24 protein-coding genes are annotated in these 26,337 nt (G+C 50.6%); 20 read left to right on the top strand and 4 right to left on the bottom strand.

Annotated features, from left to right (window positions below; genetic code table 11):
• Positions 1 to 56 precede the first annotated feature (56 nt).
• Entirely contained in the window at positions 57 to 1,151 is a 1,095-nt protein-coding gene (locus HMPREF2872_RS05850; protein ID WP_070631988.1) for an ABC transporter substrate-binding protein, read from the bottom strand.
• Positions 1,152 to 1,315: 164 nt separating this feature from the next.
• Here HMPREF2872_RS05850 and gltX point away from each other — a divergent pair, with 164 nt between their 5' ends.
• The 14 genes from gltX (at position 1,316) to HMPREF2872_RS11595 (ending at position 12,029) form a co-directional block, all read left to right on the top strand.
• A complete protein-coding gene (gene gltX / locus HMPREF2872_RS05845; RefSeq protein WP_070632002.1) occupies positions 1,316 to 2,710 on the top strand; it encodes a glutamate--tRNA ligase in 1,395 nt (464 codons plus the stop codon).
• A 90-nt stretch (positions 2,711 to 2,800) separates the two neighbouring features.
• Positions 2,801 to 3,232, top strand: coding sequence for a hypothetical protein (locus HMPREF2872_RS12020; RefSeq protein WP_283118996.1), 432 nt, complete (start codon positions 2,801 to 2,803; stop codon positions 3,230 to 3,232).
• Positions 3,233 to 3,510: 278 nt separating this feature from the next.
• Positions 3,511 to 4,086: a hypothetical protein gene (locus HMPREF2872_RS05835; RefSeq protein ID WP_141752848.1), complete on the top strand. Its 576-nt coding sequence runs from the start codon at positions 3,511 to 3,513 to the stop codon at positions 4,084 to 4,086.
• Between the two features lie 14 nt (positions 4,087 to 4,100).
• A complete protein-coding gene (locus HMPREF2872_RS05830) occupies positions 4,101 to 4,673 on the top strand; it encodes a hypothetical protein (protein ID WP_070631982.1) in 573 nt (190 codons plus the stop codon).
• The gene (locus HMPREF2872_RS05825) at positions 4,621 to 5,151 is read left to right on the top strand and encodes a hypothetical protein (protein WP_141752847.1); all 531 of its coding nucleotides are present in this window, start codon (positions 4,621 to 4,623) and stop codon (positions 5,149 to 5,151) included. Before HMPREF2872_RS05830 ends, HMPREF2872_RS05825 begins: the two co-directional genes overlap by 53 nt.
• A 31-nt stretch (positions 5,152 to 5,182) precedes the next feature.
• Positions 5,183 to 5,521, top strand: a complete 339-nt coding sequence (locus HMPREF2872_RS05820; RefSeq protein ID WP_070631976.1) for a hypothetical protein — start codon at positions 5,183 to 5,185, stop codon at positions 5,519 to 5,521.
• 59 nt (positions 5,522 to 5,580) lie between these two features.
• A complete protein-coding gene (locus tag HMPREF2872_RS05815; protein WP_003682724.1) occupies positions 5,581 to 5,916 on the top strand; it encodes a zinc ribbon domain-containing protein YjdM in 336 nt (111 codons plus the stop codon).
• Between the two features lie 217 nt (positions 5,917 to 6,133).
• Complete coding sequence (recQ, locus tag HMPREF2872_RS05810; protein ID WP_070631973.1) at positions 6,134 to 8,443, top strand: DNA helicase RecQ; 2,310 nt, start codon at positions 6,134 to 6,136, stop codon at positions 8,441 to 8,443.
• A 223-nt stretch (positions 8,444 to 8,666) separates the two neighbouring features.
• Positions 8,667 to 9,116, top strand: coding sequence for an HvfX family Cu-binding RiPP maturation protein (locus HMPREF2872_RS05805; RefSeq protein ID WP_070631969.1), 450 nt, complete (start codon positions 8,667 to 8,669; stop codon positions 9,114 to 9,116).
• An 83-nt stretch (positions 9,117 to 9,199) separates the two neighbouring features.
• Positions 9,200 to 9,517 (top strand): HvfA family oxazolone/thioamide-modified RiPP metallophore, encoded by a 318-nt coding sequence (locus HMPREF2872_RS05800; protein ID WP_003686668.1) that lies wholly within the window; start codon positions 9,200 to 9,202, stop codon positions 9,515 to 9,517.
• Between the two features lie 86 nt (positions 9,518 to 9,603).
• Complete coding sequence (locus tag HMPREF2872_RS05795) at positions 9,604 to 10,446, top strand: HvfB family MNIO-type RiPP peptide maturase (protein ID WP_070631966.1); 843 nt, start codon at positions 9,604 to 9,606, stop codon at positions 10,444 to 10,446.
• On the top strand, positions 10,436 to 11,122 hold the full coding sequence (locus HMPREF2872_RS05790; protein ID WP_070631963.1) for an HvfC family RiPP maturation protein: 687 nt from the start codon (positions 10,436 to 10,438) through the stop codon (positions 11,120 to 11,122). The genes HMPREF2872_RS05795 and HMPREF2872_RS05790 overlap by 11 nt, the downstream gene beginning before the upstream one ends.
• A 142-nt stretch (positions 11,123 to 11,264) precedes the next feature.
• On the top strand, positions 11,265 to 11,843 hold the full coding sequence (locus tag HMPREF2872_RS05785; RefSeq protein ID WP_070631960.1) for a sigma-70 family RNA polymerase sigma factor: 579 nt from the start codon (positions 11,265 to 11,267) through the stop codon (positions 11,841 to 11,843).
• Positions 11,844 to 11,855: 12 nt separating this feature from the next.
• Positions 11,856 to 12,029, top strand: coding sequence for an anti-sigma factor family protein (locus HMPREF2872_RS11595; protein WP_049323681.1), 174 nt, complete (start codon positions 11,856 to 11,858; stop codon positions 12,027 to 12,029).
• A gap of 239 nt (positions 12,030 to 12,268) precedes the next feature.
• Here the strand turns inward: HMPREF2872_RS11595 and HMPREF2872_RS05775 are convergent, their stop codons facing one another.
• Complete coding sequence (locus HMPREF2872_RS05775) at positions 12,269 to 16,417, bottom strand: translocation/assembly module TamB domain-containing protein (protein WP_070631954.1); 4,149 nt, start codon at positions 16,415 to 16,417, stop codon at positions 12,269 to 12,271.
• Between the two features lie 80 nt (positions 16,418 to 16,497).
• Positions 16,498 to 18,339 (bottom strand): autotransporter assembly complex protein TamA, encoded by a 1,842-nt coding sequence (locus HMPREF2872_RS05770; protein WP_070631950.1) that lies wholly within the window; start codon positions 18,337 to 18,339, stop codon positions 16,498 to 16,500.
• Positions 18,340 to 18,788: 449 nt separating this feature from the next.
• On the opposite strand from HMPREF2872_RS05770, the gene sstT reads away from it, so the two are divergent.
• The 4 genes from sstT to HMPREF2872_RS05750 all read left to right on the top strand — a co-directional run bounded on the left by sstT (position 18,789) and on the right by HMPREF2872_RS05750 (position 23,363).
• Complete coding sequence (gene sstT / locus HMPREF2872_RS05765) at positions 18,789 to 20,012, top strand: serine/threonine transporter SstT (protein ID WP_070631948.1); 1,224 nt, start codon at positions 18,789 to 18,791, stop codon at positions 20,010 to 20,012.
• 228 nt (positions 20,013 to 20,240) lie between these two features.
• Positions 20,241 to 22,097 (top strand): ABC transporter ATP-binding protein, encoded by a 1,857-nt coding sequence (locus HMPREF2872_RS05760; protein ID WP_070631945.1) that lies wholly within the window; start codon positions 20,241 to 20,243, stop codon positions 22,095 to 22,097.
• Positions 22,098 to 22,222: 125 nt separating this feature from the next.
• Complete coding sequence (locus HMPREF2872_RS05755; protein WP_070631942.1) at positions 22,223 to 22,870, top strand: hypothetical protein; 648 nt, start codon at positions 22,223 to 22,225, stop codon at positions 22,868 to 22,870.
• 1 nt (position 22,871) lies between these two features.
• Complete coding sequence (locus HMPREF2872_RS05750; RefSeq protein ID WP_070606441.1) at positions 22,872 to 23,363, top strand: surface-adhesin E family protein; 492 nt, start codon at positions 22,872 to 22,874, stop codon at positions 23,361 to 23,363.
• A gap of 95 nt (positions 23,364 to 23,458) precedes the next feature.
• Here the strand turns inward: HMPREF2872_RS05750 and HMPREF2872_RS05745 are convergent, their stop codons facing one another.
• Positions 23,459 to 24,187 carry an LOG family protein gene (locus HMPREF2872_RS05745; RefSeq protein ID WP_070631939.1) on the bottom strand — a complete coding sequence of 243 codons (729 nt, stop codon included), beginning with the start codon at positions 24,185 to 24,187 and terminating at the stop codon, positions 23,459 to 23,461.
• Between the two features lie 140 nt (positions 24,188 to 24,327).
• Between HMPREF2872_RS05745 and truC the strand changes: the two genes are divergently transcribed.
• The gene (gene truC, locus HMPREF2872_RS05740; RefSeq protein WP_070631997.1) at positions 24,328 to 25,044 is read left to right on the top strand and encodes a tRNA pseudouridine(65) synthase TruC; all 717 of its coding nucleotides are present in this window, start codon (positions 24,328 to 24,330) and stop codon (positions 25,042 to 25,044) included.
• Positions 25,045 to 25,141: 97 nt separating this feature from the next.
• Positions 25,142 to 26,245, top strand: coding sequence for a peptide chain release factor 2 (prfB, locus tag HMPREF2872_RS05735; protein WP_070631936.1), 1,104 nt, complete (start codon positions 25,142 to 25,144; stop codon positions 26,243 to 26,245).
• The last annotated feature ends 92 nt before the right edge of the window (positions 26,246 to 26,337 follow it).

Here is a 26,337-nt window from a genome sequence, read left to right as displayed (position 1 = left end):
ATGTAAAAGGCCGTCTGAATCTTCAGACGGCCTGAACCTAATGATTTTTGCAGCCGCTATTTCAATTGGATGTAAAACGTACCGTCCGGCACGACGGGCAGGTATTTGCGGTAGAAGTCCAGATAGGTCTTGTTTGGGTCTATGTCGGCAAACTGCTGCGGATACAGGGTTTTGGCGATAAATTGCGCGCTGGCCAAATCGGCGAGCGAGCGGGAGGCGGTGTGGTAGATGCCGTAAACGCGTTTGTTTTTGACGGCAGGAATGTCTGCCCAGCCTTTGCGTTTGACAAATCCGGCCAGTCGGCGTTGCGCATCGGCCTGGCTGATGCCTATGCCCATCGCCATAATGTCAGGCTTGTCTTTATGGCCGTTTTCCGTCCCCGAAATGACGATGACGTCGGGTTTGGCCGTCAGGAATTTTTCAGGGTTTATCGGTCCCCAGTTTTTAACGTAAGGCGCGGCGATATTGTTGCCGCCTGCTGTGTCGGCAATCGCGCCCCACATATCTTTGCCGAAGGTGTAGCTGTATTCGGACGGGCCTTTGTCGCCGAACTCGATATAGATTTTCGGTTTGGACTGCTTGGCGCGTGCGACGCGTTTTTGGATGTCGGCAATGCCTCGGGCGTATTCGGCGGCAATTTTTTGGGCGCGCGCCTGCGTACCGTTGAGTTCGCCGAAAATTTCCGCACTGCGCGTGTGCCGCGCGACGGTTTCGGCGTTGAAATCGACCACGACGACGGGTATGCCTGCCGCTTTAATGCGCGGCAGATGGGTGGCGATGGCCTTATACTGCCAGTCGGCCAGAATCAATACGTCCGGCTTGAGCGCGAGCGTTTTCTCCAGTGAAAACGTGCCGGTGTTGATGTTGCCGATGTCCGCAATGTTTTGCAGCGTAGGCAGCTTCTGTTTGAACATCGCCCAGCTGCCGGGATTGAATTTCTCCCAAAACTCACGCGAAATGCCGATAACGTTTTTAAATTTGTCCGCGCCCGTTACCGCGATATAGTCGGGATAGTAAAACGCCAAAACCGCGCGTTTGACAGGGACATCGACTTTGACTTCGCGTCCCAATACGTCTTTGATAGTTTTGATTTCGGCTTGGGCAAAAAGGGGCAGGAGGGCGAGGGCGGCAAATAAAGCGCGTTTGTTCATGAGTGGATCCTTTAAAAGAAATAATTATCATTATATTTGATTTGTTTTCAGGAGAAAAGTTCCCAGGCGGTCCTTCTGCGCCGACATTATTTTCAGACGGCCTTACATTGTTTAAACCACGCCGAAAAAGTAAAATAACTGTTTTCAAAGATTTTGGAGCCATCATGACCGTCAAAACCCGTTTCGCCCCCAGCCCCACCGGCTACCTGCACATCGGCGGCGTACGCACCGCCCTGTTCTCATGGGCGTTTGCCCGCCATCATAAAGGCGAATTCTTATTGCGTATCGAAGACACCGACTTGGCGCGTTCTACCGCCGAGTCCGTCAACATCATCCTCGACGGCATGAAATGGGTCGGCCTGAACTACGACAACGCCGACAACGTCGTGTACCAAACCCGCCGTTTCGACCGCTACAAAGAAGTCATTGCCGAACTTTTAGAAAAAGGCCATGCCTACTACTGCTATTGCAGCAAAGAAGAGCTGGAAGCCATGCGCGAGAAAGCCGAAAAAGAAGGCACGGCGACTTACGACCGCCGCTGGCGTCCGGAAGAAGGCAAAACCCTGCCCGAAATCCCTGCTGACGTGCAACCCGTTGTCCGCTTCAAAACACCTTTGGACGGCGTGACTGAATGGACGGACTTGGTCAAAGGCGAAATTTCCATTCCCAACGAAACACTTGACGACCTGATTATCGCCCGCGCCGACGGCACGCCGACTTACAACTTCTGCGTTGTCGTGGACGACTACGACATGGGCGTTACCCACGTTATCCGCGGCGACGACCATGTGAACAACACTCCGAAACAAATCAACATCTTAAAAGCCATCGGCGCAAACCTGCCCGAATACGGCCATCTGCCGATGATTCTTAACGAACAAGGCAAAAAAATCTCCAAACGCAGCGGCGATACCGTCGCCATCACCGATTTCGGCGCAATGGGCATCCTGCCCGAAGCCATGCTCAACTATCTGGCGCGTTTGGGCTGGGCGCACGGCGACGACGAGTTCTTCACGATGGAACAATTCATCGAATGGTTTGATTTGAAAGACGTCTCCCCGTCTCCAAGCCGTATGGATTTGAAAAAACTCTACTGGATCAACGGCGAACACATCAAAATCACCGCCAACGAAAAACTAGCCGAAATGGTGAAACCGCGCCTCGCCCTGCGCGATATCCATGAAACAAGCAAGCCTGCTTTGGAAGATGTGTTGGCATTGGTCAAAGACCGCGCCCAAGATCTGAATACGCTTGCCGACGAGTGCCTCTACTTCTACGTCAAACAAACGCCTGCCGAAGCGGACATGCAGAAACACTGGGACGACGAAGCCGCCACCCGTATGCTGCGCTTTGCCGAACGCCTCGAAGGTTTGGAAGACTGGACCGCCGAAGTCATCCATGACCTTTTCAAACCCTTCTGCGACGAAGAAGGCATCAAAATGGGCAAACTCGGCATGCCCCTGCGCCTCGCCGTCTGCGGCACGGCGAAAACGCCCAGCGTCGATGCCGTGTTGGCATTAATCGGCAAGGAAGAAGTGTTGAAACGGATTCGTTCGTAAGGCATGAATGATAAAAGGCCGTCTGAAATGTTTCAGACGGCCTTTTTTGGTTTTTATACTATAATTATTACATTTATATAAGGATAAATTATGAAAAATATTTCTCTTAAAATTATTTTAGTTCTTATATCTATATTTATAGTTTGTATTTATATATTTTTTAGACTCTTTATTGGAAATAATAATTTATTTCCAGTAATTCAAGGAAAAAATAGTATCCCTTTAATCGATATTTTCAATGGGTATGACGAAGTTTGTATTCAAGAGCCTTATGTATTGGAAACTGATTTTGAGAATAAATTAGGTCAAAAGTTATTTTTTTACAACATGGCTGAAGATAAAACGATATTTTGGGCTAAGAAAAATGGAAGTTTTGAGAAGGTTTATTACATAGAATCATGGCCTATGAATAAGCTCTCCGAGGTCTGTTATCCAGTAAATAAAAACATTTGTTTACAGGCAGAAAAATCAAATAGTTCAAGTTTTTCTAACTTTAATTTAGAGAAGTGTGAAAATAAGTGACTAATATTATAATTTTTTAGTGACCTCGTATCACTGTAAGAAGGTAATTCTAATTAATATGGTGCATTTTAGGTAGAGATAGTAAAAGACCTTGTAATAACAACGATGACATATATAAATATGTTCTTTTGCGTGCTACACTAGCTCGAAATATTCAAAAGCATTTGAAAGTGTATTTTAGAGTTAGTTCTAATGCTCTTTATCCTAAAGACCATCTTTGGTTTTGCTGAAATGTAGAAAGCGACAAAACCGGATCAATTAACCCAATTAGGAGTAACATGATGCGTAGAAAATCTAAGAAAATCATCCTATTAATAGGATGCATTGTTGCTATTGTATTGTTAACGCAGTGTGAGTTGGTAAAGGTTTACTTGTCTCAAGCACTTTTTCCTACCGAGGTCGTTCCCTTCCCAATGGGTGAAGGTAAAACAGTCAGTTATACGGTGGATTCGTGGGGCAAGAAGTTTTACGTTATCTACTTAAATATTGAATATACCGACTGGAACAAGGCTTTTATAGACACGAAAGGGCACGAAAAAATACCATACAACGTCTCTATTAAATGCTACCACTTGAAGGATGGGCAGGAAATATTGTTTTATGAAAGTAAGCATTCTGACAAAACCGATGAACGGCATTGGTTTAATGCAAGTAACGGCTGGGAGCCGATTCATCCTCACAGTCCAGATGCCAGCGGTATGAGTTCAGCCCTTAAAGGTTTCGATTTACCCTACGGCAAATACCGCTGCGATTTTAAAGATGAAAGCCCATCTGAAATCAAGGCGAATATGAAGGCGGCGGGTATTGTCGCCACCTATCTTGAAATCTCACCTTATATTGCATTGTTTCGTTAAAGAAAGGAAATTACATGACCGCATCAACATATAGGCTTACCGTAAAATTTGCTCCTTCCAGAGTGCCTTCTTTCAATGAAAAGAAAAAGGAATGGGAAACATCTACTTGGGGGCACGTTTGGCTGGAAGCGCGTAAACCTGGCGAAGCATTGGATGCCAAGCCGTCCTTTTGTGCCGGTTGGTCAACAGGAAGGACTGTATTTGCTAAAGGAGAAGATAATCTTAGCAGGGACGATTGGAAAAATTACCGAAATGGTAATGGCGAACGAATCAGTTCCATTACAGTGGACATCAGCAAAGAACAGTTTGATAAGTTACAGACTTATCCCGCTTTAGCAGCAAATGGAAAGATTCCGGGTTTTTACAAAGGATATCATGCACGTGATAATTCCTGTATTGACTTTTCCGGTAAAGGATTGGGCTTCATCGGTTTGGCTGGTAGAGATTTTGACGGCAGCGCTCTTTTCTGGGCGCGCCCCGATAAACAGGTCAATGCGTTTTTAAGAATACCGAAGAAAAGGTGCAGCATTGGTGGTGGAACATCGAGGGCGCAGTTACACATTTGCAGAAAACGAACGCGACGTTAAAAAATTCTGGAGAACAATCGATCCGTATTGGTATCTTGCCCAAGATGAGAATGAAAGAGAGCAGTCGTACCAATATGCACAGGCAGACATTGCTAAACCGACCCTGAGAATTGAGGATATGCCGCAATCCGCACAAAACATCTACCATCAGGGCAAACAGGTTTTGACTGATTTCTTCGATAAAAAAGACATTGCTTACGATGCAAATAGTTTAGACAATATTGCTATGGCGTTGGCTTCAGTGGGCTATCCAAAATACATGAGAGGTGTGTCTTTAGTTAATATTAATAATGAAGAAATAGTGATTGGACACAAAGCTCCTGAGTTGAGGACAGCTTCGGTAAATATGAAAATAGCTGCAAACACACCAATCGAAGAAAGTTTAACCAAGATACAGGAAACTGCACAAGCTTTTGAAGATGAGGTGCAACAAAAACAAATAGCGCAATCTCAATCGCGGGGAATAATGATTTCTTGAGCATAAGTCACATCCACCCAAAGGAAAACCCATGAAAAAAACCTTACTTGCCCTGATGATGTTATCCGCCGCCGCGGCGTATGCCGGTGAGGCGGAAGACCGTTTGCTGTCCGTCCAATCGGTTTACCGTACCGCTTTGCATGAGCAAAACAGCAACGACAGCAAAATCATTTCCCTGCAAAGCGATTTGGAAAGCGCGCAGCGCCGTTTGCAGGCAGCGCAATCCGATATTGACCGTTTGAAAGGCGAAATTCAGACGGCCTTGGCTCAGAAAGAGCAGCAAAATGCCAAGCTGCAACAAGCCGGTCAGATGTTGGATGCGGCTTGGAATGCCGTTTACGGCGCAGGCGGCAGTAAGGCGAATCAATAATTTAGACATTGTATTATTTGCGTTTTACGCTTCTTTTATCATATTTATAAGGAAACCTCATGTCCCTACCTCCCTGCCCGAAATGTCACTCCGAATACACTTACGAAGACGGCGCTCAATACGTTTGCCCTGAGTGCGCCCATGAGTGGAACGAGGCCGATGCTGCGGCTGCAAGCGATGATGCCTTGGAAGTCAAAGATGCCAACGGCGCGGTCTTGCAAGATGGCGATACGGTTGTTTTGATTAAAGATTTGAAAGTCAAAGGCAGCTCTATGGTCATCAAGCAAGGCACCAAAGTCAAAGGCATCCGCCTGCAAGAGGGCGACCACAATATCGGTTGCAAAATCGATGGCAGCGCGATGAACTTGAAATCTGAGTTCGTCAAAAAAGCCTAAAGATTTTATTTTTGAAAAGGCCGTCTGAAACCCTAGTATCAGGTTTCAGACGGCCTTTATACATTTTATTCAAAATAAAATAAATATTTATTTAAAATTAAATAAATTGAATAGGTTTGAATTTCAGGCCGTCTGAAAAAGCGGCGACAAAATGTTCCGCACATACGCGGGTGTAAAACCGTTAAAATAACGCTTTCCCCTATTCTACGGAACCATTATGCCTCAGCCGACCGCCAAACAGATTTTGCACGAAGTATTCGGTTATCCCGAATTTCGTGGCAAGCAGGAGGCTATCGTCAATGCTTTGGCCGGCGGCGAGAGTTTGATGGTGCTGATGCCGACAGGCGGGGGCAAGTCTTTGTGTTACCAGATTCCGGCACTGATGCGCGAAGGCGTGGCGGTTGTCGTATCGCCGCTGATTGCGCTGATGAACGACCAAGTGGCCAGCCTGCATGTGGCCGGGATTGAAGCGGCGGCAGTCAACAGCAGCACATCGGCAGATGAGGCGCGCGAGATTGCCGACAAACTTGCCCAAGGCCGTCTGAAACTGCTTTATGTCGCACCGGAACGCTTGGTTACCGACCGCTTTTTACGTTTTCTCGACCAACAAACCGTCAGCCTGTTTGCCATTGATGAGGCGCATTGCGTCAGCCAATGGGGACACGATTTCCGCCCTGAATATCAACAGCTCGGCATGCTTGCCGAACGCTATCCGAACGTCCCGCGCATCGCCCTGACCGCTACCGCTGATGCGGCCACGCGCGCCGACATCAAGCATTATCTGCATTTGGACAATGCGCCCGAATTTATTTCCAGCTTTGACCGTCCGAATATTTATTATCAGGTTATCGAAAAAAATAATGGCAAAAAACAATTGCTGGATTTCATCCGCAAGCAGATGCATGGGCAAAGCGGCATTGTGTATTGCTTAAGCCGCAAAAAAGTAGAGGATGTGGCGCAGTTTTTGTGTGAAAACGGCTTGGAGGCGATTCCGTATCATGCCGGTTTGAGCATGGACGTGCGCGAGGAAAACCAACGCCGCTTTACGCATGAAGACAATATTATCGTGGTGGCGACCGTGGCGTTCGGCATGGGCATAGACAAACCTGACGTGCGCTTTGTCGCCCATCTCGATATGCCCCAGAGTGTCGAACATTTCTATCAGGAATCGGGGCGTGCCGGCCGGGACGGACTGCCTGCCGTTAGCTGGCTGTGTTACGGTTTGAACGATTGGGTGTTGTTGCGCGAACGGATTGCCGAGGGCAACAGCGACGAGATGCAAAAGCAAATCGAAATGCAAAAACTCGATGCCATGCTTTCCGTCTGCGAAACCGCCGCCTGCCGCCGCGTACTGCTGCTCAAACATTTTGGCGAAGAATCCGAACCCTGCGACCATTGCGACAACTGCCTGCATCCGCCCGTGCGGTTTGACGGTACAGTGTTGGTGCAAAAATTACTCAGCTGCGTGTACCGCGCCGGACAACGCTTTGCCGCCGGCTACATCACCAACCTTTTGCGCGGTAAAAGCGACGATTGGATACAGCGCAACGGCCATGACAAACTCTCCACATTCGGCATCGGCAGCGAACAGACCGACAAGGAATGGCGCAGTGTCATCCGCCAGTGCATCAGCCTGGGCTATCTCACTGTCAATGTCGAGCAACATCAAGCCTTGCAGCTGACCGAAGCGGCAAAAAAAGTCCTCAAGGGCGAAACCGAAGTCATGCTGCGCCCCCTGCGCCGCGAAAAAACGGCCACCCAAAAGCCGAAAGACGATTGGTTGCGTACCGAGCGCGAAGAGCGTTTGTGGCAGGCATTGCGCCAATGGCGGCAACAACGCGCCCGGGCGGAGGAAGTACCGGTTTATGTGGTTTGCGGCGACAAAACCCTGCGCGATATTGTCGAAAAAATGCCCCGAAGTTTGGAAGATCTACATCAAATCTACGGCTTGGGCGAGGCGAAAATCAATAAATTCGGTTGGGAAATACTCGACGTTTGCGAAACGGCCGAAGCCGGTACGGTTTCCACAGACAGTGCACAAGTTATCAACAGTTTGGGCGAGCGTGAACAGGCCTTAAAACAGGCTTTGGAAACTTGGCGCGAGCAGCAGGCAAGTGCCGATCAAGTAACGCTGGGGACGGTATTCTCCAACGAAAGCATGGATGATTTGCTGACCAATACGCCTGCCGAACCCATCGACCTTTTGGGCGTGTATAAACTAGGCGAAAAACGTATCGAACAATACGGCGAGGGTATTTTAAACATCTGCCGCCCGTTTTCAGACGGCCTGAGCGAAGAGGACAAATGTAAACGTCGCTTGATGCGCCGTCTGCTTCAGTGGAACATCGATACTGCCCGCCATGAAGGCCTTGAAGCCTATCAGATATGCAGCAAAGTCACCTTGCGTGCCATTGCCGCCCGACGGCCGCAAGATTTGGCGGAGTTGGCGGAAATCCACGGTATGAATGAGGAGAAAACCGACAAATACGGCGCGGAAATTGTCGAATTGTGCAAACAAGCGGATTAATTGACCGCGTTTATTGTCAAAGGCCGTCTGAAACCCAATCAAGCATGGTGTTTCAGACGGCCTTTTTGAATTTTTAATTTTTATAAAACAATAAATAAGAAAATATTTGTATTGAATGTGTCAGTTTTTTGAGGCCGTCACGTCTAAACAGGCATGAAATATGGGATGGTGCCGATTGATTTTTCGTCCCATCCTATTCAACACACATCAATAAGGAAAATAAATGAACACCTCATCCAACCCCTCTTGGCAGGCTGCTTTCGGCTTGTTGACGCTCAGACTTTTTGCCGCGTATGAATTTCTTGAGTCCGGTCTGGAAAAATGGAACGGGGAAAACTGGTTTGCAGATATCAACAGTCAATTTCCCTTTCCGTTCAATTTGTTGCCGGATACGGTCAACTGGAATTTGGCCATGTGGGCGGAACTGGTTTTGCCTGCGCTGCTCATCGTCGGCTTGGCAACGCGGCTGTCCGCGCTGGGATTGATGGTCGTAACGGCTGTCGCATGGTCTGCGGTACATGCCGGCTTGGGGTACAATGTGTGCGACAACGGTTATAAAATGGCACTGATTTATTTGGTGGTTTTATTTCCTGTCCTATTGCAGGGCGCAGGCGGTCTGTCTTTGGATGCCCTGCTGAAGAAACGCTGTTGCCGCATCAAGCATTTTCTTTAATGATTCACGGTCGCGGGCCGACTTTAAATGCCCGATATTATCCCTTGATTTATTTAAACCCATATTTTTAAAAGGAAGTTAAAATGAAAAAAAATGTAGCTGCTGCTCTGGCCGGTGCATTGTCCCTGTCTCTGGCTGCCGGTGTTGTTGCCGCTGATAAACCGTTAAGCAGCAAAGCAGGTGTTCAAAAATCTGCTCAAGGCTCTTGCGGTGCGGTTAAAGCCGGTGAAGGTTCATGCGGTGCAAGCGCTGTTTCTAAAGCAAGCGAAGGCAAATGTGGCGAAGGCAAATGCGGTTCAACCGTGGAAAAAACTCACGCTAAAAAAGGCAAAGCATCTAAAGCCAAAGCTGCCAAAGTAGTAGAAGGCAAATGCGGCGAAGGTAAATGCGGTTCTAAATAATCCTGCAATATACCTTTAACAAAGTCGCATTTTATAAACGAAAATGCGACTTTGTCGTTCATACGGCACCATAACAGGACATCACCATGATTCAACACGCAGGCTTGGGCTACCGCCGCGACTTGGCGGAAGACTTCCTCTCGCTTTCAGACGACAGCCCGATACGCTTTATCGAAGCCGCCCCCGAAAATTGGCTGAAAATGGGCGGCAGGGCGCGCAAACAGTTTGACCGCGTGGCAGAACGGCTGCCGCTGGCGTTGCACGGATTATCCATGTCATTGGGCGGACAAGCCCCGCTGGATACCGACTTGATAGACGGCATCAAAGAAATGATGCGCCGTTACGATTGCACGTTTTTCTCCGACCATTTGAGCTACTGCCACGACGGCGGTCATCTTTACGATTTGTTGCCGCTGCCTTTCACTGAAGAAATGGTGCAACATACCGCTCGGCGTATCCGCGAAGTGCAGGATCGATTAGGCTGCCGCATTGCCGTAGAAAACACCTCCTACTACCTGCATTCCCCGCTTGCCGAAATGAATGAGGTTGAGTTCCTTAACGCCGTTGCACGCGAAGCCGACTGCGGCATTCATTTGGACGTGAACAATATTTACGTCAACGCCGTCAACCACGGATTGTTGTCGCCCGAAGCCTTTTTGGAAAACGTTGACGCAGAGCGCGTGTGCTACATCCACATCGCCGGACACGACGTCGAAACGCCCGAATTGTTGATTGATACCCACGGCGCGGCGGTTTTGCCGACCGTTTGGGACTTGCTCGAACTCGCCTACACCAAGCTGCCGACCATTCCGCCCACCCTGTTGGAACGCGATTTCAATTTCCCGCCTTTTGCCGAACTCGAAGCCGAAGTCGCCAAAATCGCCGAATATCAAACGCGTGCCGGAAAGGAATACCGCCGTGCAGCCTGAAACCTCCGCCCAATACCAACAACGCTTTGCCCAAGCCATACGCGAAGGCGAAGCCGCCGACGGACTGCCGCAAGAGCGCCTGAACGTCTATATCCGATTGATACGCAACAATATTCACAGCTTTATCGACCGCTGTTATACCGAAACGCTGCAATACTTTGACAGCGAAGAATGGGGCCGTCTGAAAGAAGGTTTCGTCCGTGACGCGCGTGCCCAAACGCCCTATTTTCAAGAAATCCCCGGCGAGTTCCTCCAATATTGCCAAAGCCTGCCGCTTTCAGACGACCTCTTGGCATTGATGGACTTTGAACACACCCAGCTGCTCGCCGAAACCGCTCAAACCTACAGCCAAACAATCCATGCCGATTCAGACGATTTGGCTTACACTCTTTCTCCCGCCGCCTTTGTGCGCCGTTATCAGTATGATGTAACGGATGAATTGCAGGAGGCGGAAACTACTGTTTTGGTGTGGCGCGATAAGGAAGACGACGTGATGTATCAAACGCTTGATGGATTCGGCGTATTATTGCTGGAAACGCTGGCAGAAACGCCCACTTCCCTAAACGGCCTGCAAACCATGCTGGCAGAGTTCATGCCGTCTGAAAATGCTTGGCAGGACGCATTAAGGCAAAAATGGACGGATTGGCGGGAACAGGGCATTTTGGTTGCGGCATAAACCAAGGCCGTCTGAAACGGGTACAGTCGGTTTTGGCGAAACAAAAAAACTACTGAAATCGTTTATAGATTCAATCGCATGCTCTTTCCGTATCAGCGTAAAATTAAAAGTATATTTATTATTCATTTCATACTGATACATTATGGCCCTACCCGAACTGACCGATGCCGAGCTTGCCAAATCCCGCAAACTGCTGCTGCGCTTTGCCCGTATCCAGTTGCCCGACCGCCCCGATTTGGCGGAAGACCTCGTACAGGAAACCATGCTTTCCGCCTACCGTGCGGCCGAGGGTTTCAAAGGCGGCGCCCAAGTGAGCAGCTGGCTGTTTGCAATCTTAAAAAACAAAATTACCGACTGTTTGCGCCAAATCGGGCGGCAACGCCAAGTTTTCGTCACGCGAGATGAAGAAGCTTTGGATGAAGCCTTTGAAGGACATTTTGCCGCCGACGGGCATTGGACGGACGAAGGACAGCCTCAGGGTTGGGACTCGCCCGAAGCCAGTTTAAACAATAAAGAGTTCTATCAAGTTTTGCAGACCTGCCTCTACCAGCTGCCGGAAAACACCGCCCGCGTGTTTACCATGAAAGAGATTCTCGGCTTTTCAAGCGATGAAATCCGCGAGCAATGCGGCATCAGCCATGCCAACTACCACACCATCATGCACCGCGCGCGCGAAACTTTGCGCCAGTGCCTGCAAATCAAATGGTTCTCCCATGCCTGACAGGAAAACGTCATGAAAAAATGCCGCAAAATAACCGATCTGATTTCCAAACAGCAAGACCAAGTGCGCCTCAGTCTTTTTAACCGTATTGCCCTTGCTGTGCACCTGTCGCTCTGCCCCCGTTGCCGCGAATATAAGAAACAGCTCGAATTAATCAGCAACGCCATGCACAAGATGTTTCGATGATTCAAAAAAAGGCCGTCTGAAACCTACCCCTGTCAGTTTCAGACGGCCTTTTTGTATCTGCTTTATGTATCGCTAATCTTAAATAAGACATGTTTTGCAGCTTACTTTTTTAGCAGTATTTGTTTTCAAACTTGCGCCGTTGGCCTTTGTTTTTGGAGGCATGGCTTAAGATTTTGATACGGTAGAACAAGATAAAGGCCGTCTGAAAGATGAATTTCAGACGGCCTTTATCACGGCTTTTAGTGTTGTTCTTCCGGCTCGGGTTCGTCTTTGCCGAACCAGTTGTCAAAGCGGATGGTGTATTTCAACTCGCCGCCGGAGGAGCGCGTGCCGATGCGGGCAACGGCCTGGATGGCGCGGGTCAGTTGGTACACGAGTTTGACGGATTGTTCGGCGCTGGAAATGCCGTATTCGTAACCTGCGTAGAGGTTGTTGGTGAGCTGTTTGCCGACAGTCAGGACTTGTTCGGCAGGGTTGAGCTCGCCGGTTTGGGCGTTGCGGCTGCGTTTACTGGTGAAGCCCAAATCATCGACAAGGCCGATGCGGTCGTTGACTTGGCCGGCAAGCAGTGCGCTGGCGGCCGCTGAGAGCGTGGCGTTGTCGCCGTCGCTGCCGCTGCTGGCACGGTTGAGGATGAGCCAGGAGAGTTTGTCTTTTTCACTCATGGCTTCTTTGGCAACCAAGGTCACGCGCGGATTGTTAAGGCTGCCGAGAACTTCGACACCTGCACCGACCGGGGAGAGACGGCGTTCGGCACGGATGTTGAGGTTCGGATCGGTCAGTGGGCCGACGAAGGAAACCGCGCCTTTGGTGATTTCGAGGTCTTGGCCGTAGGCTTTGTAGCGGCCTTTGACAACACGAACGGTACCGACGCCTTGGACGGTTTCGCCCGGGCGGGAAGTGAGGGTCAGTTTGCCACCGATGGTAACGTCTGCGCCGTAGCCGACAAAACGGACATTGTCGTTGATGTTCAAGACAAGATTCATATTAATAGGCGTGGTGGCCGTTGTTTCTTTTGGGGTTTCGCCCAGTACGACCACGTCGTCATCGAGGGTCGGCATGGAGGATTTTTGCGAACCAAACCTGCCGAAGTCGGTGTTGAGTGTGCCGTTGAGCGATACGCCTTTTTCCGGATTGTAGAGGACTTTGGCCGCGCCGGAGAGCTGCAGTCGGCGGTTCGGACGCGAGAGGGTGCGGTATTTGTCGAAGACGATGTCCACGTCAACATCGGGATTGGCGTTGGCAAGGTTGACCGCGCCTTTGAGCTCAATCGTGCCGCCACGGTGGAATTTGAGGCTGTCGATCACCCATTTTTGACCCTGCAGGCGTGAACGCAATACGCCGTTGTCCAGAATCAGGCCTTGGGTTTGATGGCGGTAATAGAGGTTGTCGCCGTTAATCAGGCCGCTCAGTTGCGGATCGTTCAGACGGCCTGCCAAGTTGACGGCGGCGTTCAGACGGCCTTTGAGGGTTTGGCCGACGGGCAGGAAGTTGCGGAAGACTTCGAGGTTGGCGACGTTCAGGTTAAGCTTGCCGCTCAGAGGGGCGGTATCGAAGCTGGTGCCCTGACCGATGTTGACGGTACCGTCGGCACGGCCGTAATTGGTTTGGAGGTCGAGGTTGCTGTTGACGGTAGGCGAACCGAGTCGGCCTCCGATGGTGGCGGTCGCGTTCAGACGGCCTGCAATGCCTTGGGCTGTCGCCGGCATAAAGGATTTGAGCGAGCCCAAATCGGGAACGCTGATATTGACCTTGCCGCTAACAGGGGCGTTGTTGATATTGTTGCCGAACTGTTGCGCGATGCCGAGCGTGCCGTTAACTTTGCCGAAGCGGGTGTTGCCTTCCAGCGTGCTGTCGATGCGGCCGTTTTGGAAACGGGTGCGCAGGGCGAGCGCGGAAAGTCCCAAAGGCTGTTTGTTTTTCGGGTCTTTGCCCGGCAGGATGATGTCGCCGCTTTGACGGTTGATGTTGAGGAAGCCACGCGCGTTTTGACTGTACGCCAAATCCCAGTCGCCGCCCAAAACGAGGTTGTGTTCGATAGGTGGAGTGTAGAAGTTGTGCAATTCGGTAATGTGCAGATTTTGCGCGCTGCCTTTACTGGTAATGCCGGCTTTCTTGTCCCAAACGAAATTTTGCAGGTTGAGGCTGCCGCCCATGGCCGCCCAGCGCGCGCTGCTGAGGGAAACGCGTTCGCTGCCGGCTTCGAGGTTGAGGCGGTTTTGCAGTTTGAGGTTGAACGCGCCGTTGATGTCGAGCGTGTCAACCGTGCCTTTCCATTGGGTTTGGTCTTTGTTGAGACCGCCGGTGGCATCGAGGTCGAGCTTGTAGCGTTTGTTGTCCACCGCCATGCTGCTGTTGCCGCGGATGTGGTGGTGCGAGCCTGTGCCGCTGATGAGCAGGTTGGCGTTGTCGATCATGGCCACGCCGCCGGAGACGGCGATGTGTTCGCCTTTAATATCGGCACTCAACGGACGGTTGGTATCGGGCGAACCTTTAAGCTTGAAGTCGAGGGTGCGGATGTTGACGGCATCAGCGACTTTGAAGTTACGCGCTTCGCCGTTCAAATCGGCTTCAAGGGTTTTGAGGCCGTCTGAAAAGCTGCCGGAGATGTAACCGCGCGCGTTGAGCAGGCCGCCCAAGCCGAAGCCGAAACGCGACAAATCGGGGGCGGTAATATTGAGATTGAGGCGGTCACCTTTTTTACCGAAGCTGCCGTTGGTTTTGATGATGTTGCTGCCGAGGGTCAGATCGGTCAGGGCGCGCGCAAGGTGTTTGTTTTCATAGGCGACGTCGGCTTTGCCGCTAAGCGGAACGCCGTTGAGCGTGCTCGGTGCAAACTGCATTTTGCCGGCGAATTTCTCTTGCGCCAGTATGCCGGTCAAGTTGATGTTGCCGTTGACGCTGCCTTGCGGAAGCTGCGGATCGATACGCGCAGGGTTGAAGGCTTTGCTGACGATGTCCAGTTGCAGTTTGCGGTCTTTGAAGAGTTCGAGCGAGCCTTTGGCGTTGAGTTCGCCGCCGTTTTGTGGAACCAGGCGGACTTTGTCGAGCTTGAGCGTGCGCTGGCCGAGCTGTTTGTCGGTTTGGAAAAACAGCATGCCGTCTGTGCGTGCGAATCCGCTGTCGAGATTCCAGTTGACGACGGGGGAGGAGGTTTCGCCTTTGACGTCGATACTGCCGTTCAGACGGCCTGCGATGTTTTGACGGACAAAGTCGTCCGCGCCGGTATTGTTGATGCCCAGTGCGAGTTTGAGCTGGTCTTGGGCGGTATCGATAGAGCCGGATACATCGATGCTGCCGTCTTTGAGCAGGTCGACGCCGATGTCTTCAATCATGACCGTGCCTTTGTCGTCGACGATGAATTCGCCGAGGATGCGTTTGACGGGGATATGATTTTCATCGGCAAAACCGGCTTGGTCGTTTTCCAAGTCAATCGAGCCTTCCAACGCGACACCGTTGGTAAACGACGGAATGGTGGTGGCGTCGAAATTCAGGCGCGCTTTGGGCAGGCTGGGCAGGAAGGCCTGCGGATTGATGTTGGAACCTTTAATCAGGATTTCGCCGACGGTTTCATTGAGGCTGTCAGCGAATGGATGAATAGTGGATTTGGCCGACAAATGAACGTTGTCGCTATCGAGCAGCAAGTCGGTGGATACGTCTTGCAGGCTGCCCCACAGGCGCACCGTACCATGTAGGGTTTCGCCCTCAAGCTGGCCTTTGGTGTAGATGGCGGTATTGAGGACGTAGGGTTTGTTCAAACCGAGTACCACCGCGCCTGTCGAGCTGCTCCATGGCGTGTCGGCGGTTTTGATGTGGAGGCGGTGTTCTTTTTTGTCGTAATGATAGGCCGCGTGCAGATGGTCGAGATAGACGGTCTGCTTGTCAAAACGCTTGCCCACGCTGATTTTTCCGGTTTCCAAACGGTCGAGATAGGCGGTAACGGGCAGGTCTATGCTGTCGGGCAGGCCTTTTGATGGCTCTTCTTCTTTGGGCGGCGTGCGTTTGGTCACGATGGCGATGTCGCCGGCCACGACTTCGGTGATGTGCAAGGACGGACGGGTCAACTCGGACGGTTTCCAATCAAAGCGGAAGCTGCTGATTTTGATGTCCGCACCTTCTGTTTCAATCAACCATTTGTCGCCTTCAAAACCTTCAATCAGCGTGCCCTTCAGCGTGTCCGAAGAGATTTTGACGCCGAACCATGACGGGATTTTGTACAAACCGAAACGCAAACCCGATTCCGTACCGACCAGCCAGCCGATTGCGCCGGTGGAAACGGTCAATACGCCCAAGGCAGACAGGACAAAGCCGCGCAACAGGCGTTTTTTGCGCTTTGGCGGGGCGGGCTGCTGTTCAGACGGCGTGGAAGTGTTTGCAGTATCGGTCATGATATTTTTCTGTTTGTCTGTTGTTCAGACGGCCTGAAATGGCTGAGGCCGTCTGAAAGAATGGATGGTGAGTATGTTTTTTAAAACCTTGTGCCCAAGCTGATGTGCCAGCGGATTTTCTTGTCGTGATGGTCGTAGGCAATGTCGAAGGAGAACGGCGCAACCGGGCTGAACCAGCGCACGCCCAAGCCGGTACCGTGTTTTAAGGTCATGTGTTTGAAGTTGCTTGCCGCATCGCCGACATCGTGGAAGATGGCGCCGGAGAAGCTTTTGGTAACCGGAAATTGATATTCGAGGCTGCCGACCACCAATGCGCGTTGTGGCAAGACGGAGCCGTTGGGGCCGGCCAAACCGATGCTGTCGAGTTCATAACCGCGTACGGAAGTTGCGCCGCCGGTGCGGAACATCAGGCTGGACGGCACTTCTTCGCCCTCGCGGGCATAAACGTAGCCTGCCTGTCCGCGTACGATGAATGTACCGATTTTTTTATTTTCAGGCGTGAAGAAATAGCCTGCGCGTGCTGTGGCGCGTGCCATTTGGGTGGAGGAGAGGAATTTGCCCAAGGTCGTGCCGATTTTGCCGTCGAGGTAGTAGCCGTTTTGTGGGTGCAGCTCGGTTTCGATGCTTTGCCGTTTCCATGAGGCGGTCAGCATAGTGGCATGGCTTCGGCCCAAATCGTAGCTGGTGTAGGGGACTTTGCGGTCTTCGGTAATAAATTCGAGGCCGAAGCGGGCGTCGATATTGTTGCGGTCACGGACATACCAAATACCGCTGGTCAGGGCGCGTTTTTCAAGGTTTTGCGTGGTCGAGCGGTTGTAGGAAACGTTGCTGGTCCAGTAGTTGCCGCGGTTGTTGCGCGGTTGGCTGATACCGGCGGCCAGCGTGGTTTCGTATTTGTCCATGTCCCAAACGATGGAACCGATATAACCCTTGTTAAAGAGGTTGTAATAGTCGTAGGCGATGCGGCCGCCGATTCCGTATTCGGAGTCGTAGCGGATACCGGTTTCCAGTTTGTGGCGCTTGACTTCGGTCACGTTGATTTTGACGGGAACGCGGTCGCCTTGCAGTTGATCGAAGTCGGCCTGTACGGACGCGCCGGAATAGTGGCCGTTTTGCTCGAGCGCCTGTTGCAGGTCGAGGATTTTGTCCAAGTCGTAAGGCGAACCGGGGTGGAAACGTGCCATGCCGGAAACCACGCTCTCAGGGTAGCGGCGTGTGCCGGTGATTTGGAAATCGCCAAAGTAAATGGGGCGGTTGCTCTCCACAATGACGTTCAAGTCGGCTTTTTGGGTATTGGGATTGATGGTGGCTTGGGTGGTGGTGAGTTTCGCCAACGGATATTTTTTACGTGTGACCGCGCTGAGGACGGAGGTTTTACTCGCACTCCAGCCATCTTGGTCGAAGTTTTCGCCAACGGGCTGTTGCCAGTTTTCCATCGCATTTTGGTAGTACTCGGCCAAGTTGTCGTCATTCAATACGTCGCCAAGGATGGCTACGCTGACGTTGTCGACTTTGGTGCGCGGGCCGGGGATGACGTTGACAGTATAGCTCTCGCCGTGGTCTTGAATATTGACGTTGCTGTTGAAGTAGCCTTTGGTCCGGAGCATGGTTTTGACGTTGTCGGGTGCCTCTTCGGCGAGGAAGCCGACCTGTTCTTTGTCCAGCTCTTCTTCCTGCTGCTGGGTAATCAGCGGCAGGTATTCTTCAAGCATTTCTTTGACTTCGCTGTCTTGGGTGTCGATTTTGACGGGGAATTTGGGCTTGAGTTTGCCTGTTTGGTCGTCTTTGGGCTGCTTGGGCATTTCGGATTCGGGAACAGCTTCGTAGTCTTCCGCTTTGGGAACGGAAGTATCTACTGCCAACGCGTGTCCGTAGGCGAGCGCCAATGATGCAAATAAAACAGGGTAGGTCAGTTTGGTCATGATGTGTGTTCGACAGCGACAATTCTTCAGTTTGGGGATTTTAACATTATTTCTGCAAGGTTTCAGGCTATGGTTGTAAACGGAAATTTAGCGCGATAACGTTACAAAATGCGACTTAAGGGCGGACTTTGGTTTGTTTCTATCTGATTGTAATATTTATGTTTTTGTATTTTTACTGATGAAGTTGCCTTTGTATTCGGCCTTATGGCGCAGATTTCAGGCCGTCTGAAAGCAAGATACAGAGAAGTAAAGCAACGGTATGGGCATACTTTAAAGTAGGGTTTGAGCGGGTTTGGCTGTATTTTTGGCATAAAGTGCCAACTGTGTCATAAATGCTAAACTTTAGTGCTGTTTTTGTGAGGTATGCATGAAAACTTCGCCGACAAATGATTTTTTATTTTAGAATGTAAGACTTTTTTAACATATCTTTAAATTGTGAAGGAACGGATATGGCAAGTGGCAATCCGATTTTGAACGCGCTCAATCGCGTCAGCCTGGTGGCGCAAATCGCCATCGGCTTGGTTTTAGGTATTATTGTGGGTGCAGTTTCGCCGCAAGTCGGTATCAGCGCAGGACTGCTGGGCAGCCTGTTTGTCGGTGCACTTAAGGCTATCGCGCCGATTTTGGTATTTGTTTTGGTGACTGCCGCCATTGCGCAACACCAAAAAGGCAATCAGGCCCACATCAAACCGATTTTGATTTTGTATATTTTCGGTACGTTTGCCGCGGCTGTGGTGGCAGTCATTGCCAGTATGGCATTCCCGACCACGCTGATTTTGCGTGCGGCCGGCGATGTATCCGTTGCACCGCCTTCCGGCATTGTCGAAGTATTGAAAACGCTGCTGATGAATTTGGTGGCCAACCCGATTAACGCGCTGGCCAATGCTAACTATATCGGCATTTTGGCTTGGGCTTTGGTATTGGGTGCGGCTTTGCGCCATCACGGCTCGGATACGACCCGCCAAGTGGCGGCCGATTTGGCCGATACCGTTTCGACGGTTGTGAAATGGATTATCCGTTTTGCGCCGCTGGGTATTTTCGGCTTGGTGTCTTCTACCATTGCGGAAACCGGTTTTGAAGCGCTTGCCGGTTATATGCAGCTGTTGGCTGTATTACTCGGCTGTATGCTGTTTATTGCTTTGGTGGTCAACCCGATTATTGTGTGGTCGCAAATCCGCCGCAACCCTTTCCCGCTGGTGTTTACCTGCCTGCGCGAAAGTGGCGTTTATGCCTTCTTTACCCGTTCTTCCGCCGCCAATATCCCTGTGAACATGGCATTGGCGAAAAAACTGGGTTTGCACGAAGACACTTACTCCATCTCCATTCCATTGGGTGCAACCATCAATATGGCCGGTGCGGCAATCACCATTACCGTTTTGGCAATGGCTGCGGCGCACACGCAAGGCATTACGGTTGACTTCGCCACCGCCCTGCTGCTGAGTCTGGTGGCTACCGTCAGTGCGTGCGGTGCATCCGGTGTGGCCGGCGGTTCGTTGCTGCTGATTCCTTTGGCGTGCAGCCTGTTCGGTATCGATAACGATGTGGCCATGCAGGTGGTTGCCGTCGGCTTCATCATCGGCGTGATTCAAGACTCTGCAGAAACTGCGTTGAATTCTTCCACCGACGTCTTGTTTACTGCCGCTGCCGATTTGGGCCGTCAACGTAAAGAGTGATTTTTAAGGGCAACCTAAATCCAGCAAAGGCCGTCTGAAAAGTTTCAGACGGCCTTTGTTTTATGTAAAGGAAAAGGGATTTTTAGATGGTCAAGCCGATAGATTGGTTTGGTCGGACTGACGGTATCTGCTGTCATCAGTCGGATTTTTCCCGTAAAATACAGTCTTGAATGTATTTGAACACTTCTTTTCAGACGGCCTGACCGTCTTATCACATTTGTAAAAACAATGATTAAAAAAATATTCTCATGGTTCGAGTCACGCATCGACCCTTATCCAGAAGCCGCTCCGAAAACGCCTGAAAAAGGGCTGTGGCGGTTTATTTGGAGCAACATTGAAGGCGTGCGCAAATGGATTGCCGTGTTGGCCGTGTTTACGGTCGGCGTCGGTATCATGGAAGCCTTGATGTTCCAATTTATGGGCAAGGTGGTCGACTGGCTCGGCACGTATACGCCGCAAACGCTTTTTGTTGAAAAAGGCCATGCTTTAATCGGCATGATGGCCATGGTGGCATTTTTTGCCGTTTGGACCTTTTTCGCGTCCAGTGTGCGCCTGCAAACCCTGCAAGGCGTGTTCCCCATGCGCCTGCGCTGGAATTTCCACCGTCTGATGCTGGGACAAAGCCTGGGCTTTTATCAGGACGAATTTGCCGGCCGCGTATCTGCCAAAGTGATGCAAACCGCGCTGGCGCTGCGCGATGTCGTGATGACCGTCGCCGATATGGTTGTGTATGTGCTGGTGTACTTCATTACTTCCGGCGTGATTCTGTCCTCATTTGATGCTTGGCTTATTTTGCCGTTTATCTGCTGGATGATTGGATTCGCCATGATTATGCGCCTCCTGATTCCCAAACTCGGCAAAACCGCTTCACGCCAGGCCGATGCGCGCTCGTTGATGACCGGCCGCATTACCGATGCCTATTCCAATATCGCCACCGTCAAACTTTTCTCCCACGGCGCACGCGAGGCCGCCTATGCTAAGCAGTCGATGGAAGAGTTTATGGTGACCGTCCATGCCCAAATGCGTTTGGCTACGCTGCTGCACACTTGTAGCTTTATCGTCAACAGCTCGCTGACCGTCGGCACAACCGCCTTGGGCATTTGGCTTTGGTATCACGGCCAAGTCGGCGTGGGCGCGGTAGCCACCGCCACGGCCATGGCATTGCGTGTGAACGGTTTGTCGCAATACATCATGTGGGAATCTGCCCGATTGTTTGAAAACATCGGTACCGTCAACGACGGCATGGCAACCCTGTCCAAACCCCACACCATCCTCGACAAACCGCAAGCCCTGCCGCTGAAAGTCACCCGAGGCGAAATCAAGTTTGAACACGTCGATTTTTCCTACGAAGCAGGCAAACCGCTCCTCAACGGCTTTAATCTGAACATCAAACCCGGCGAAAAAGTCGGCTTGATCGGCCGCAGCGGTGCAGGCAAATCCACCATCGTCAACCTGCTCCTGCGCTTTTACGAACCGCAAAGCGGCACGATTTCGATCGACGGCCAAACCGTGGACAGCGTTACCCAAGAAAGCCTGCGCGCCCAAATCGGTCTGGTAACGCAAGATACTTCCCTGTTGCACCGCTCCGTCCGCGACAACATTATCTACGGCCGTCCTGATGCAACCGAAGCCGAGATGATTTCCGCTGCGGAACGCGCCGAGGCCGCCGGTTTTATTCCTAATTTGAGCGATGCCAAAGGCCGACGCGGCTATGACGCACACGTTGGCGAACGCGGCGTGAAACTTTCCGGCGGCCAGCGCCAACGCATCGCCATCGCCCGCGTTATGCTCAAAGACGCACCGATTCTGTTGCTTGACGAAGCCACCAGCGCGCTCGACTCCGAAGTCGAAGCCGCCATCCAAGAAAGCCTCGACAAAATGATGGAAGGCAAAACCGTGATTGCCATCGCCCACCGCCTCTCCACCATCGCCGCGATGGACCGCCTCATCGTCTTGGACAAAGGCCGCATCATCGAAGAAGGCAGCCACGCCGAACTCCTTGAAAAACAAGGTCTCTACGCCAAACTTTGGGCGCACCAAAGCGGCGGTTTCTTGAGTGAGCATGTCGAATGGGAAAACAATTAAACGTTTTGAAAGAAGATAAAGAGCCGTCTGAAAAAACAATAATTTATATCGTGTTTAATTTGATGTCATGAATTAAAATGGTTGGGTAATTCAACGATAATCTACGCTAACTTTAGAAAGACAATATGAAACGATCTATCAAATATTTGAGTATGGCTGTACTTGCACTTACAACCAATGCATGGGCAGGAAGTGCAGAAGAAGAGTTGCTGAACGCATTTGTAAAATGTGATGCATCTATGTTTGATATCTTGAAAAACAAACAGGAGCCATTGAGCAAATATGCTCCGATTGAGAAAGTAGGAAAGACTGCACGTTTTCAGTTAGGTAGTGCCGATGAAGATGGGAAAAGACAGGTTATCTTCAATAAACCGATAATAGTAAACGGCATACATTTTAGTAGTTTTTCGGCAGAATATTCGGAACTGCCGGTTAATGAGACGGGTAAAAATCCTGTTTTTTATTTCTGGGGGTTCGAGCTTAAAAAAGCTCGGGCTGCTGATGTGGTAGCAAAGTTCCCTCAATGGGGATTGAAACCGATGGGAGAGGATTTTGTGACTTCTCCGCAAATTATTATTAATAGTCATAAGTCTTTGCGTTGGCAGCCAAATATGCAAGCAACGTCTGGTTCGATGCCTGCAAAAAATACAGTAGAAAAATCGCTGATATTGGAAGAGAGTGACGGTAAAACTTCTCTTATCTGTACTATTCAGGGTTATCCGAATGATAAACTGATTCGTCGTGAACGACTTGATCTAATCGGGGGAAAGTAAAATGAAAAAGTTAGCTGTTTTTTTGATGACAATTTGTTTACCAATCTCAGTATTTGCCGATAAGCCAAGATTTTTGCCGATGCTGGAGGGTGCTCAGAGTCGTGTTTATGCAGATATGGAAAGTATCAAAAATCATCCTCACAATCCAAATTTGTTAGTATATGATGTGATAACTAATTTTGATGATACGAATAAAAATTTGGCAGGTACTTCCATGATAGAGAAGCACTATCTGGATTGTCTGAACAGGATTGATATTATGAATCCGGAGCCGGTAAAGCTATACAGTCGTCATTTTGGAAAAGGGAAATTATTGCATGAGATCCCAAGGGAATCTGAACGGTTTGAAATGAAAGAGATTTCGACGATGAGTATACTATCTGCTACTGTGTGTAGTGTCGGCGGCCATGATTTTGGTGGTAATCCGAATGCTTTAGAAGATATGGGAAAAGCGTTGGATAAAATGGAACAAAAGAAAGGTCGGAAAAGATAAATCTCAAGGCCGTCTGAAAACATTTTCAGACGGCCTTTATTAATGAAGCAAAGGGCAGGCGGGATAACCGCTTTTTTAGTTGAAACCTTAGTTTTTTACAGCCCCAGCGACCAAGCATTTTGGTGTTCGGACAAGTCTTCCAAGCGGTTTTCGTAATGGGCGAAGATTTCTTCGATAATCTCGTCTTCGTCGTCGATGACGCGGATCAGGTTCAAATCCTCTTCCAAAATCAGGTTTCTGCCCAGCAACTGCTCGCGTATCCAGTCCAACAATCCCGCCCAAAATGCTTTGCCCACTAAGATAATCGGGCGGTCGGGCGTTTTGCCGGTTTGCACCAAGGTCAGGCTTTCAAACAATTCGTCCAATGTGCCGAAACCGCCGGGCATGACGACATACGCCACGGCGTGTTTGACGAACATGACTTTGCGCGGGAAAAAGTGTTGGAATTTAATCGACAAATCCTGATACGGATTGGCTCTTTGCTCGTGCGGCAACACGATATTCAGTCCCACTGCCGGACTTACGCCTGCAAACGCGCCTTTGTTGGCCGCTTCCATAATGCCCGGCCCGCCGCCGGAAATGACGGAAAATCCAGCATCCGACAGTTTGCGTGCCAAGCGTAATGTGAACTCGTAGTCAGGATGGTTTTCGGGCGTGCGCGCGCTGCCGTAAATGCTGACGGCTGGCTGAATGGCGCGCAATTCTTCGCCGGCCTCGACAAATTCGGAAATAATCTTCAATACATGATACGACTCGCGCGCCTGAATATCGCGGCGGGTTTCGTCGGGCAGCATGGGTTTGGGCAGTTTTTTGAGCAGGCTCACGGCTTTTCCTTCGTGTTTTTATGTGCAGTATTGTAACCCGAAAGGGGCGGGCCGTCTGAAAGTTGGGTTTCGGCGGCAAGTGTGCCTGTCACATTTTCAAAAGCCCGTTACAATATCTGCTTTTATTCAACTGCTCCGTCATGCTCGATATTATCCACCGCGACAGCCGCACCATTGCCGTCAACAAACCTGCCGGAATGCTGGTACACCGAAGCTGGTTAGACAAACACGAAACCCGTTTTGCCGTGCAGACCCTGCGCGACCAAATCGGGCAGCACGTCTATCCCGTCCACCGCCTCGACCGCCCGACTTCCGGCGTCTTGCTGTTTGCCCTCGATACGGAAGCTGCACGGTTATTGACGCAGCAGTTTGAAAACAAAACCATCGAAAAAACTTATTGGGCGATTGTTCGCGGTTATCTGCCTTCAGACGGCCTGATTGATTACGCCCTCAAATATATGCCTGACAAAATCGCCGAAGCGCAGACCGAAGCCACATTGCAGGAAGCGCAAACCGCCTACCGTTGTCTGGCACAAACCGAGTTGCCGTTCCAATCGGCCCTGCGTTATCCGACCTCGCGTTATTCGTGGGCCGAACTCACGCCGCACACCGGCCGCAAACACCAACTCCGCCGCCATATGAAACACATTTTTCACCCCATCGTCGGCGACACCAACTACGGCGATTTGCGCCAAAACCATGCTGTTGCCGAACATATCGGCACGCAACGCCTGATGTTGCACGCGCGAAGCCTCAGTTTTCAAAGCATAGAAGACGGCAGCCGGATGACTGTAAACGCGCCGATAGACAACGACTGGCGGCTTTGGATGGAAAAATTCAAAACCGAGGCCGTCTGAAAATCCAAACCGCACATTTTCAGACGGCCCGGTCATGGAAAAAAACAGGCAAATCCCTTACAATACGCCCCTAAAATTTTGAAAGAACACAAGAATCATGGAAGCCGAAGTAATCAACCAGCTTAACAACACCCTAAACGACTTGGAGAAGCGCAGCGAAGACATCCGCGTCTATATGGACTACCAAGGCAAAAAAGACCGCCTTGAAGAAGTCGTTGGCCTCTCCGAAGACCCGGAACTCTGGAACGACCCCAAACGCGCCCAAGAAATCGGCAAAGAGCGAAAAATCCTTGAAGGTATCGTAGTGACCCTCGACAACATCGCCACAGGTATCGAAGACAACCGCATGCTGATTGAAATGGCCGTCGAAGAAAACGATGAAGAAGGTTTTGCCGCCGTGCAGGGAGACGTGGCCGGTTTGGAAAAACAAATGGCCGACCTCGAATTCAAACGAATGTTCAACCAGCCTGCCGACCCGAACAACTGCTTTATCGACATTACCGCAGGCGCAGGCGGTACGGAAGCGGAAGACTGGGCGGGCATGCTGTTCCGCATGTACAGCCGCTACGCCGAGCGCAAAGGCTTCAAAATCGAAATCCTTGAAGAAGACGATGGCGAAATCGCAGGCATTAACCGCGCTACCATCCGCGTGGAAGGCGAATACGCCTACGGCCTGCTGCGTACCGAAACCGGCGTTCACCGCTTGGTTCGCTACTCGCCGTTTGACTCAAACAACAAACGCCACACCTCGTTTGCCTCCGTGTTCGTCTATCCCGAAATCGACGATTCCATCGAAATCGAAATCAACCCCGCCGATTTGCGTATCGACACCTATCGCGCATCGGGCGCGGGCGGTCAGCACATCAACAAAACCGACTCCGCCGTGCGTATTACCCACGAGCCGACAGGGATTGTGGTGCAATGTCAAAACGACCGTTCGCAACACGCCAACAAAGCCGCTGCGATGGAAATATTGAAATCCAAACTGTACGAATTGGAAATGCGCAAACGCAACGAAGAGAAACAGGCATTGGAAGAAGGCAAGTCCGATGTGGGTTGGGGCAGCCAAATCCGCTCATACGTTTTGGATTCCTCACGCATCAAAGACTTGCGTACAGGCTACGAAGTCGGCAACACCAAAGCCGTATTGGACGGCGACTTGGACGGCTTCATCGAAGCCAGCCTGAAACAAGGTGTGTAAACCGTAAGAGATAAACAGGCCGTCTGAAAGATTTCAGACGGCCTGTTTGTTAGTAACTATACCTTGTATATCGGAACTTCCGTATCATAGCA

The organism is Neisseria sp. HMSC069H12, assembly GCF_001812735.1.
Classification (GTDB): Bacteria; Pseudomonadota; Gammaproteobacteria; order Burkholderiales; family Neisseriaceae; genus Neisseria; species Neisseria subflava.
Note: the sequence above shows the minus strand (reverse complement) of the source record. Positions and strands in the feature narration are given on the sequence as shown.

Coding starts and splice junctions, on each gene's coding strand:
- HMPREF2872_RS05850 (WP_070631988.1), bottom strand. CDS start 1,151: ATGAACAAACGCGCTTTATTTGCCGCCCTCGCCCTCCTGCCCCTTTTT.
- gltX (WP_070632002.1), top strand. CDS start 1,316: ATGACCGTCAAAACCCGTTTCGCCCCCAGCCCCACCGGCTACCTGCAC.
- HMPREF2872_RS12020 (WP_283118996.1), top strand. CDS start 2,801: ATGAAAAATATTTCTCTTAAAATTATTTTAGTTCTTATATCTATATTT.
- HMPREF2872_RS05835 (WP_141752848.1), top strand. CDS start 3,511: ATGATGCGTAGAAAATCTAAGAAAATCATCCTATTAATAGGATGCATT.
- HMPREF2872_RS05830 (WP_070631982.1), top strand. CDS start 4,101: ATGACCGCATCAACATATAGGCTTACCGTAAAATTTGCTCCTTCCAGA.
- HMPREF2872_RS05820 (WP_070631976.1), top strand. CDS start 5,183: ATGAAAAAAACCTTACTTGCCCTGATGATGTTATCCGCCGCCGCGGCG.
- HMPREF2872_RS05815 (WP_003682724.1), top strand. CDS start 5,581: ATGTCCCTACCTCCCTGCCCGAAATGTCACTCCGAATACACTTACGAA.
- recQ (WP_070631973.1), top strand. CDS start 6,134: ATGCCTCAGCCGACCGCCAAACAGATTTTGCACGAAGTATTCGGTTAT.
- HMPREF2872_RS05805 (WP_070631969.1), top strand. CDS start 8,667: ATGAACACCTCATCCAACCCCTCTTGGCAGGCTGCTTTCGGCTTGTTG.
- HMPREF2872_RS05800 (WP_003686668.1), top strand. CDS start 9,200: ATGAAAAAAAATGTAGCTGCTGCTCTGGCCGGTGCATTGTCCCTGTCT.
- HMPREF2872_RS05795 (WP_070631966.1), top strand. CDS start 9,604: ATGATTCAACACGCAGGCTTGGGCTACCGCCGCGACTTGGCGGAAGAC.
- HMPREF2872_RS05785 (WP_070631960.1), top strand. CDS start 11,265: ATGGCCCTACCCGAACTGACCGATGCCGAGCTTGCCAAATCCCGCAAA.
- HMPREF2872_RS11595 (WP_049323681.1), top strand. CDS start 11,856: ATGAAAAAATGCCGCAAAATAACCGATCTGATTTCCAAACAGCAAGAC.
- HMPREF2872_RS05775 (WP_070631954.1), bottom strand. CDS start 16,417: ATGACCGATACTGCAAACACTTCCACGCCGTCTGAACAGCAGCCCGCC.
- HMPREF2872_RS05770 (WP_070631950.1), bottom strand. CDS start 18,339: ATGACCAAACTGACCTACCCTGTTTTATTTGCATCATTGGCGCTCGCC.
- sstT (WP_070631948.1), top strand. CDS start 18,789: ATGGCAAGTGGCAATCCGATTTTGAACGCGCTCAATCGCGTCAGCCTG.
- HMPREF2872_RS05760 (WP_070631945.1), top strand. CDS start 20,241: ATGATTAAAAAAATATTCTCATGGTTCGAGTCACGCATCGACCCTTAT.
- HMPREF2872_RS05755 (WP_070631942.1), top strand. CDS start 22,223: ATGAAACGATCTATCAAATATTTGAGTATGGCTGTACTTGCACTTACA.
- HMPREF2872_RS05750 (WP_070606441.1), top strand. CDS start 22,872: ATGAAAAAGTTAGCTGTTTTTTTGATGACAATTTGTTTACCAATCTCA.
- truC (WP_070631997.1), top strand. CDS start 24,328: ATGCTCGATATTATCCACCGCGACAGCCGCACCATTGCCGTCAACAAA.
- prfB (WP_070631936.1), top strand. CDS start 25,142: ATGGAAGCCGAAGTAATCAACCAGCTTAACAACACCCTAAACGACTTG.